Origin of the sequence: Asticcacaulis biprosthecium C19, assembly GCF_000204015.1 — a bacterium.
In the GTDB taxonomy this organism is placed as follows: domain Bacteria; phylum Pseudomonadota; class Alphaproteobacteria; order Caulobacterales; family Caulobacteraceae; genus Asticcacaulis; species Asticcacaulis biprosthecius.
Genome location: NZ_GL883078.1, coordinates 774,135 through 783,564 on the forward strand (window position 1 = coordinate 774,135; position 9,430 = coordinate 783,564).

Genomic DNA, 9,430 nt, shown 5'->3' on the forward strand with positions numbered 1-9,430 from the left:
GCCCGCTCTATTCTTCGCTGAACAGCAGGTCGGCGATCGCGTCCATCAGGACGGCCGGGGTAAAGGGTTTGGCGACGTGGCCATCCATGCCGGCGCGGCCGCACTGGGCGACCTCGGCCTTGGAGGCATTCGCCGTCAGGGCCAGGATCGGCACATTGGCGCGCGGCCCTTCCAGCAGACGGATGCGGCGGGTGGCTTCAAAGCCACTCATGACGGGCATGTTCATGTCCATCAGGATGATGTCGAAATCCTGAACTTCGGCCATGGCCAGCGCCTGGGCGCCGTCGATCACGGTAGTCAGCACCACCTTTTCGCGTGTGAGCAGGATGGTCAGCAAGTCGCGGACCATCTCGACATCTTCGGCGACCAGGACGCGCAGCCCGGCCAGCGACGGACGGTGGCGGGGACGCGCCGGGCGCTTGGCGACGTCAGGCTGACCAAAGGAATTCGGAGGGCTCATCGGCGGTACCATACACAGGTTTCTCTCCGCAGCTTAACCTGAAATAGTTACACAGTGGTATGCGTCGCGAGAATACCCCACGTTGTGCATCGATGAGGCCAGACCTTGCCGCAGGATAGGTTTGACCTTGGGCGATATCGGCATTAACCTTCAGGAAAAAGAAGAGGAGAGGATACCCATGATCGACCGCCGTCGCCTCCTGCTGGCTGCCGGAGCCCTGCCCCTGGCCGCAACCAGCGTTTCCGCCGCCACACCGCAAGCCGCGGGGCAACCCTTGCTGGGCAATCCGGATCTGCCGCAACCCGACAAGACGACGCACTGGGCCATCGTCGGGCTTGGGACATTTGCCACCGGCCAGATGATGCCGGCCTTCCGCAATGCCAGCAATACCCGCATCACCGCCCTGGTCTCGGGCAATCCGCAGAAGGCGCGCGACCTCGGTGCCGCCTATGGCGTGTCGAAGCTCTACGACTACGGCAATTTCGATACCATAGCGGCCAATAAGGACATCGACTGCGTCTATATCGCCCTGCCGCCCGGCCTGCATGCCGACTACACAATCCGGGCGCTTAAAGCCGGCAAGCATGTGCTGTGCGAGAAGCCGATGGCCTCCACCGTCGCCGAATGCGAAGCCATGATCGCCGCTGCCAAGACCGCCGGAAAGCAGCTGGGCGTCGCCTATCGCTGCCATTTCGAGCCCAACAATGCCGATGCCGTCCGCCGTCTCAAGGCCGGCGAGATCGGCAAGCTGCGCCATGTCTCAGGCGACGCCGGCTTCGACCTCAGTCCGGACTGGCCGCCGCACAAGTGGCGCGCCGAACAGGCCCTGGCCGGTGGCGGGTCGATGTACGATATCGGCATCTACGCCTTGAACGCAGCGATCTGGGCCGCCGGCGAGGACCCGATATCGGTCACCGCCGTCTATTCCTACCCGAAGGATGATCCGCGCTTTGCCGAGGTCGAGGGCGGTGTGGAATGGCGCCTGCGCTTTGCCTCGGGCATTAGCGCCCAGGGCTCGTCCTCCTACTGCTACACCTATGCGAGCCGCCACCAGATGTTCGGCAGCGAGGGCAATATCCTGCTGTCGCCGTCGATGGACTATGGCAATATCGGCATGATGCTGACCAAGAACTATGTCTCGTCGAGCCCGCGCGCCGGCAATCCGGTCAGCCAGTTCACCAACCAGATCGAAGCCTTCTCCGACGCCGTCCTGGCCAGCCGGGCGCATACCACGCCGGGCGAGATGGGGCTGCGCGACGTAAAGGTCATCCAGGCCATTTACCAGAGCGCGGCCAGGGGCGGCGCCGAGGTGACGCTGTGAGGGCGCTGATCGCCCTGGCCCTGCTGACGGCAACGCCGGCGTTTGCCGAGCCGGTGCGCCCACCTATCACCGGTGTATCGCACATTGCCGTCTATTCGGCCGACATGGCCAAGAGCGAAACCTTCTACACCCGCAACCTGGGCGGGGTGAAACAGCCCAATGGTGAGAACCCGGAGGGGGTGCGCTATCACTTTGCGCCGGCGCAGTTCGTCGAGGTCCTGCCCCTGCCCGAGGGCGAAGGCATCAACCGGCTTGACCACGTCGCCTTTGTAACCACCGATGCGGAAGGCCTGCGTGCCTATCTGGCCTTCAAGAAGGTCGTGGTGCCAGCCACGGTCAGCCAGGGAACGGACGGCAGTCTGTACTTCTCGGTCACCGATCCGGAGGGCAATGTCGTCGAGTTCGTCCAGCCACCGAAGCCCCTGCCCGACATCCCGGTCAATCCGCTGTCGCACCGGATGATGCATGTCGGATTCATCATCCATAACCGGGCGAAGCAGGATACATTCTACCGCGACATCCTGGAGTTCAAACCGTACTGGGCCGGCGGTTTCGAGGAGCATGTCCACACCTGGATCTCGATCCAGGTGCCGGAAGGCCGCGACTGGCTGGAATATATGCTGGTCAGCGGACCGGAGACGCAGGGCATTCCGCCCGGCATGAGCCAGAAGATCGCCGGCATCCTCAACCACTTCGCCCTGGGTGTGCCCAATATCCGCGACAGCTATACGCTTTTATGGAATGAGAACCGGCTGACCGGCCAGGAGGAACTGCCCAAGATCGGCCGCGACGCCAAGTGGCAGCTAAACCTGTTCGATCCCGACGGCACCCGCGCAGAGGTGATGGAGTTCAAGGCCGCCGGCAAGCCGTGCTGCTCGCCGTTTACGGCCGAGGATCCCGAGCCGTAAAGATATTGGAACCGCGAATGAACGCGAATGAACGCGAATGTTCATGGTCATCTGCAAATTCGAAGATTTGCATTTCTGAGCGCTATTGGCGCTCTTTCCTTGTTCGCGTTTATTGGCGTTCATTCGCGGTTCCAAACCAACGATATTGCCACTCCGCGGCAGCCGGTTAAACCGGCGCCAGTCCGGCCAGGATCTTCTTCGGCAAGGCGGCGCAGATGACGTTGACGGTATCGCGTGACATGGTCGCCTCATAGAAAAAGGGCGGACGCTTTCACGCCCGCCCCCGAAGGTTATCACGCGATATCGCGATTACCAGACCATGTGCGCCAGCACATCCGCCTGGCTTGCGTTCAACACGGTGACCGTATTTCCGCCACCCAGGTTGACAATGACGTTGGCGCCCAACTGCGTGACCATGGCCGCATTGGCGACGCCTGCCGTGTAGGCATTGACGTTGATGGTGTCGTTCTGGCTGCCGGAGAAGTCGTTGATCGTATCCTTGCCGCTGGCCGCCAGGAAGACGAAGACATCCGCCCCCAGACCACCGCTGAAGGTGTCGTTGCCAACACCGGCTTCCAGACGGTTGATGCCGGCATTGCCGGTCAGGATGTTGTTGAGGCTGTTGCCAGTGGCGTTGAGATCGGCGGTGCCCTGCAGGATCAGATTTTCCACAGCGCGACCGAACAGGCTGTAGGTCACCGTCGAATAGATGACGTCGGTACCCTGGAAATGCTGTTCTGCGACATTGTCGGCCACGTTCTGGATGTAATAGGTGTCATCACCCAGGCCGCCGGTCAGGCTGTTGTTGGCGGTGTTTCCGGTCAGAACGTTGTTCAGGGCATTGCCGGTCAGGTTAAAGTGCTGATTACCGGTCAGGGTCGCGTTCTCGATGTTGGCGCCTAAGGTCCAGGTGACGGTCGAGACCACCGTATCGATGCCTTCATTGGCGTTCTCGATCACGCTGTCGCCGACGTTCTGGACGTAGTAGGTGTCGTTGCCCGCCCCACCGCTCAGGATGTTATCACCGGTATTGCCGGTCAGGGCATTGGCCAGGCCGTTGCCGGTGGCATTGAGATTGCCGGTCCCCATCAGGAACAGGTTCTCGATCGCCCGGCCGAACAACGAATAGGTCACCGTGGTGTAAACCGTATCGGTGCCCTGCAGGTGCTGTTCCTGGACCTGGTCGGCGATGTTCTGGATGTAGTAGGTGTCGTCGCCCAGGCCGCCGGTCAGGATGTTGTTGCCGACATTGCCGATCAGTACGTTGTTGCCGGAGTTCCCTGTGGCATTGACGTGGTTGTTGCCGATCAGGGTCAGGTTCTCGACATTGGCCCCCAGCGTAAAGGTCACGTTCGACAGCACGGCATCCGTGCCCTCGCCCGTGCTCTCGGCCACGGTGTCGGTGGTGTTCTGGACATTGTAGGTGTCGTTGCCCAGCCCACCGCTGAGCACATTGACCGCCGCATTGCCGGTCAGGATGTTGTTCAGTTCGTTGCCGGTGCCGTCGACCGCATCGGTACCCGTCATCAGCAGGATTTCGGTATTGGCCGACAGTGTCCAACTCACGCTGGAACGAACCGTATCCGTCCCGGCGCCCTCGGCTTCGGTGGTGACGTCACCGGATGCATCGACGACATAGGTGTCGTTGCCTATGCCTCCGGCCAGGGTGTCGTTGCCGGCGCCGCCGTCGAGCCAGTTGACGGCGTCGTTGCCGGTCAGGCTGTTGTTGAGCGCGTTACCCGTCCCGGTGAGCGCGCCGGTTCCTGTCAGGATCAGGTTTTCGATGTGGCTGCTCAGGGTGTAGGTGCGGGAAGACTGCACGGTGTCCGTACCCTGACCGTCCAGTTCGGTGACGACATCGCCATCCGAATTGACAATGAAGGTGTCGTCGCCCAGGCCACCGGCCATAGTGTCGTTGCTGGCGCCGCCGTCCAGCAGGTTGTTACCGTCGTTGCCCGTCAGGCGGTTGGCCGCCAGGTTGCCCGTGCCGGTCAGGTTCTCGCCCCCCGTCAAGACGAGATGCTCGAAATTGGTCAGCAACGTGTACCCGAACCCCGTCACCACCGTATCGCTGCCGCCGCCAGCCTGTTCGACGATGGTGTCGCCGGCCTGGTCGAGATAGTAGTTGTCGTTGCCGCCGAGCCCGCTCAAGATATTGACGCCCGCGTTGCCGCGCAGAGCATTGCCGAGGCCATTGCCGGTTCCATTGATATCACCCGAACCCGTAAGGGTCAGGTTTTCAACGTTCGCCGACAGGGCAAAGTTCACCAGGGATTCGACAGTATCGATGCCTTGGCCGTTTAGCTCGATCACGACGTCGCTGGTGGTGTCGACGATGTAGGTATCGTCGCCCAGACCGCCGGTGGCTGTGTCGATACCGGCGCCGCCGTCAAGCCAGTCATTGCCGCTGTCGCCAAAGAGGGAGTCATTGCCGAGGCCGCCCTTCAGCGTGTCATTACCATCGCCGCCACGCAGGTTGCGTTGCAGGCTGATGGTGACGGCACTGGTGTCGTAGGCATCGTTAAATGCTGAGCCCAGGAAAACCTCAAAATCCTCATCTCCGTCGAGCGCCGCATTGACAGCGGCCGTCGCCAGGCTGGCGTCAATCGTGTCGAGGCCGGCGCCACCGATGAGTTCGATATCCTCGCCGTTGAGCTCCATGATGCGGAAGACGTCATCTCCATCATTACCCAGCGCCATGTCGCCGCCGCGGATGATAAAGGTATCGTTGCCCAAACCGCCCGTCAGTGTATCGATTCCCAGACCGCCTGCCCCATCCAGGACATCGTTGCCGGCCGCACCCGTCAGCGCATTGGCCTCGTCATTGCCGGCAAGACTGTCATGACTGGCACTGCCGAGAATGTTCTCCACCCCGGTTACCGTCAGCAGATTGAAGCCAGTGTTCTGCTCGGTCGCAAGCGACAGATCGACGGCTACCCCGGCCACCAGCTTGGAGTAATCGAGCGCGTCAAGCCCGGCGCCACCATCGACATTGTCGGCCCCGTTGCCGATGATGTCCACTGGCGCGCTGGATCCGTAAAACACGATGTCGTTGTCGGCACCGCCGATCAGGGTCTCAGATTCAAAGCTGGTGTTGTAGATGACGTCATTACCGTCGCCGCCATCCATGAGGTTGGCGCCGCTGCCAGCCGACAGGAAGTCATTCCCGGCACCGCCAAAGAAGGTGTCATTGCCGCCTGCGCCGTCGAAAGGCGCGAGGTCGAAGATACGATCGCTGCCGGCCGTCCCCACGATCGAATCGGCGAGGATCGAGCCGAAAACGCCGATTTCTTCAAAATTGGTGTAGGTGCCGCCTGCAGCCGCGCCCAGGGTCGCAAAGGCGTTGCCGGTCGACAGGTCGAGATTGAGAGCCGACGCGCTGCCAAAGAAGGAGACGAAAACCCGATCGATGATGTTGACGGGTTGACCGCCGCCGTCGGCCGTATCACCCAGGCCGACATAGATCGTGTCGCCCCCCATCCCGCCGATTATCGTGTCGACCGCATTGTCCTCAACCGCCAGGCCAGCGGTCTGGTTCGCCGCATGCCAGACGATGCTGCCACCGGTGCCGACATTGATATAGTCCGCGCCACCGCCGCCATAAACGCGGTCGAAGCCGTTGCCGGTATTGATGATGTCGTTGCCATCAAGCCCATTGACGGTATCATTGCCATTGCCTGTCGTCAGGGTGATGGCCTCAATCCCGGTCGCGACCACACCGACAGTCCCCCAGGTTATCGTATAGTCGTTGGGGTTAGCGCCAGCCAACACCGGATCGCTTTGGGTCGCAAGATCGAGGACCAGGCGGTCGGTACCCTCGCCGCCATCGACCACATCACCCGCCCCGGCATTCAGTACGTCATTGCCGTCACCACCGTTCAGCGAGTCGTTTCCGGCACCGCCGGTCAGAGTATCCTGGCCATTCGCGCCATCAATCAGGTCATCGCCGCCCAGGCCGTCGATAAAGTTCGCGAGGTCGTCGCCGGTCAAAACATTGGCATTGTCATCGGCCGGTGCCGACGTTGTTGTCTCAAAGTTCCGGGTGAAGAGGTTGGTGTCACCCTCGGCATCGATGCCTGACCAGGTCAGGAAAATTGTGTCGCCGTCCGACGTCACCTTGACCTGCGACTGACTGCCGATGGTTTCGTCGGCGATCTGGATTTCGCCGCCGACCAGAGTGCCGGCGCTGTCGATGATCTGCAGATAGGCGCCCCAGCTGGAACCGTCCTGTCCGTTGCTTTGCCACACGACGGCAAAATTGCCATTGTCGAGCGCGGTGATATCCGGCACGTTTTGCGAGCCCAAAGTCGTGGTATTGAGCCGGAACTCAACACCGACGCGGGCACCCGCGCTATCGAAGACTTGGCCGTAGATGCCGTAGGAGGAGCCGTCCTGGCCATTGCTGGCCCAGACCGTGATGAAGCCGCCGCCATCGGCGGAAGCGACCTGGGGCAGTTGTTGCGTCGAGGTTGTGTAGGTATTGATCAGGACGGGGGGACCAACCGCGACACCAACCGCGTTGAACATCTGACCGTAGATGTTTTGCCCCTGGCCGGAGGCACCGTTCAGGTACAGCAGCATGGCGCCCGACTGCAGCAGGACGACGGCTGGCATGGAATCGGTATGAACCGCCGCGTGGAAGGTCGTTGCCGCTAAATCGCCCTCTTCGTCGTAATAGGTCAACTGAAAGCCGGCGACCCCACCGACGTTGGTTTGCCACGCGACCAGGAAGCTGCCGTCAGCCGCCTGCGCCACGACGGGCGTCCAACCTGAAGGCGCCAGAATGACTTCTCCGGTGTCCCCCAGAGGGTCTCCCAGAAGGTTGACGCGATTGCCGTTGCTGTCGAAGCGCTGAGCGAGGACCGAAGCCCCCAGCACGACAAATTCCTGGGTCGGGATTGTCAGCGGATCATAGGTTGTCGACTGATACATGACGATGAAACCACCATCACTCATCGCAATGACCGAGGAGCCAGCCTGATCATGGTAGGTCGTGGAGTTCACCACCAACTCATCGCCGAACTTGGTGCCGTCAGCGTTGTACATCTGCGCATGGACATCGGCCCAATACCAGCCAAAGTCCAGGTTGGGTTCCAGGTTGCCCGTATTCCAGGTGATGACGTATTTGCCATCGGACAGCAGGGTAATGCTTTCGGCAGAATTGGCGTCGCTATTCTCGGTATTGACCTGCGACTGGTCCTGAACGTCTATCGACAACATAACGAAGCACCCTGTGAGTAGCGGGCCGGTGTTTGGGATCCCGGCCACCTTTGGTTGATGTGGTATGGACTTCACGCGCGAAACGCCCCCACGGCGGCGCGATGGTGACAGAAGAAATCATCGATACCCCTGTCAGCGCATACCCAATATGAGGTAGATGGCGCAGAAAGCGGCAGGCTTACACCGTACGCGCGAAGGCCCGGCAACCTGTGGGCGACTTTCTAACACTTTGAGGGCATTGACATTTCTGCACTCTATGACATTCTCGTAATGTTCCCGTCGGGTAATGTCCCGGGGACGCTCAGGGGATGGGCTTGTGTCAGTGAACGACGCCGCGGTGACAGCGGCCATTGAGTCTTTCCGGAGCGCCAGCCTTGGCCCGACGGCGGGCGGATCGTGGGTCGAAGCGCTCGAGAATTTGGCCACGGCGACAAACTCTCAGGTCGGTCAGCTTATCGGCCTTGGCGATCATGCCGCCATTCCTTTCAACTGGATGACGGGACTTCCGGCCGAGGCCGGCGCCGAATTCCTGATGGCCGGTGGCGGCGACAGCCGCATCAATTCGCGCGTCCGCATCGGTGCACGCGCGCCGGAACTGACGGTTTTGGATGACACCGACTTCACCACCGCCGAGGATTGCCGCCGCACACCTGCGTTTGGTGACTGGATTCGGACCTACGGGCTGGAGATCACCTGCCTCAGCCCGTTGCTAAGACTTGACGACATGATGGTCGGCATGGCGGTCGGGCGCAGGGACGCGCAGGGATCCTACAGCGCTGAGGAAAAGCAGGCATATGCAGCGATCGCGCCGCACGCCCGCGACGCGGTCCGCACACAGTTGGCCATAGAGAACCAGAGCCTCGGCCTAGTGACCAGCTTGCTGGATGCGCTGTCGACCGCCGCCTTTGTGTGCGACGGCGCCGGGGCCATCCGTGCCATGTCGCCGCGCGGCGAAGACCTGCTTGCCGACGGCCGATGGCTGAAGGTGGCGCGTGGGCGCCTGACCTCGCGGCACGATGGCGACTCACGCCGCTTCGATCTCGGCCTGGCCAAGGTGGCGTCCGGCGTGGCCGAGACCATGGTGATGCGCGACGAAGACAGCGGAGACTATCTGCACCTTGAATTTTCGGCCCTTCCGGGTGAGCATCGCCGCTTTGGTCTGTCGGCCCTGGTGGTCGCCAGGACGATGCGCCAGGAAACCCGGCGCACCGCAGAGCTGGCCCGCCAACTGTTCCGGCTGACACCCGCCGAGGCCATGGTAGCGGCCCAACTGGCGGCCGGCCGCGGCCCTCAATCGATTGCGGACGAAACCGGCAAGTCGATCGGCACGATCCGCACCCAGATCCGCAGTATATTCGACAAGGCCGGCGTCCAGTCGCAACTGGAACTGGTGGCCGCCCTGTCTCTAGATTAGATCGGGTTGTGTTCAGATGGAAGCGTTTGACAGAACACAACCCGGTCTAATTTTTTCGTTTACACGCTCCGCGCGTTTTCAGATTTGATTCCGTGGAAACGCGCTTT

5 protein-coding genes are annotated in these 9,430 nt (G+C 61.5%); 3 read left to right on the plus strand and 2 right to left on the minus strand.

The genetic code is table 11. The features are described 5' to 3' along the window. Positions 1-7: 7 nt before the first annotated feature. Positions 8-460, minus strand: coding sequence for a response regulator (locus ABI_RS14010; RefSeq protein WP_157138900.1), 453 nt, complete (start codon positions 458-460; stop codon positions 8-10). 178 nt (positions 461-638) lie between these two features. Between ABI_RS14010 and ABI_RS14015 the strand changes: the two genes are divergently transcribed. Together ABI_RS14015 and ABI_RS14020 are read left to right on the plus strand one after the other, a co-directional pair. After that, on the plus strand, positions 639-1,781 hold the full coding sequence (locus ABI_RS14015) for a Gfo/Idh/MocA family protein (RefSeq protein WP_040309274.1): 1,143 nt from the start codon (positions 639-641) through the stop codon (positions 1,779-1,781). Further along, positions 1,778-2,689, plus strand: coding sequence for a VOC family protein (locus ABI_RS14020; protein ID WP_006273677.1), 912 nt, complete (start codon positions 1,778-1,780; stop codon positions 2,687-2,689). Before ABI_RS14015 ends, ABI_RS14020 begins: the two co-directional genes overlap by 4 nt. 309 nt (positions 2,690-2,998) lie before the next feature. Here the strand turns inward: ABI_RS14020 and ABI_RS25260 are convergent, their stop codons facing one another. Further along, positions 2,999-7,909, minus strand: a complete 4,911-nt coding sequence (locus ABI_RS25260) for a beta strand repeat-containing protein (RefSeq protein ID WP_050808298.1) — start codon at positions 7,907-7,909, stop codon at positions 2,999-3,001. A gap of 316 nt (positions 7,910-8,225) precedes the next feature. On the opposite strand from ABI_RS25260, the gene ABI_RS14030 reads away from it, so the two are divergent. Continuing rightward, positions 8,226-9,323, plus strand: a complete 1,098-nt coding sequence (locus ABI_RS14030; protein WP_157138901.1) for a helix-turn-helix transcriptional regulator — start codon at positions 8,226-8,228, stop codon at positions 9,321-9,323. The last annotated feature ends 107 nt before the right edge of the window (positions 9,324-9,430 follow it).

Bases quoted from the DNA above. Each gene is read 5' to 3' on its own strand.
- ABI_RS25260 (WP_050808298.1), bottom strand. From the start codon at position 7,909: ATGTTGTCGATAGACGTTCAGGACCAGTCGCAGGTCAATACCGAGAAT.
- ABI_RS14010 (WP_157138900.1), bottom strand. From the start codon at position 460: ATGAGCCCTCCGAATTCCTTTGGTCAGCCTGACGTCGCCAAGCGCCCG.
- ABI_RS14015 (WP_040309274.1), top strand. From the start codon at position 639: ATGATCGACCGCCGTCGCCTCCTGCTGGCTGCCGGAGCCCTGCCCCTG.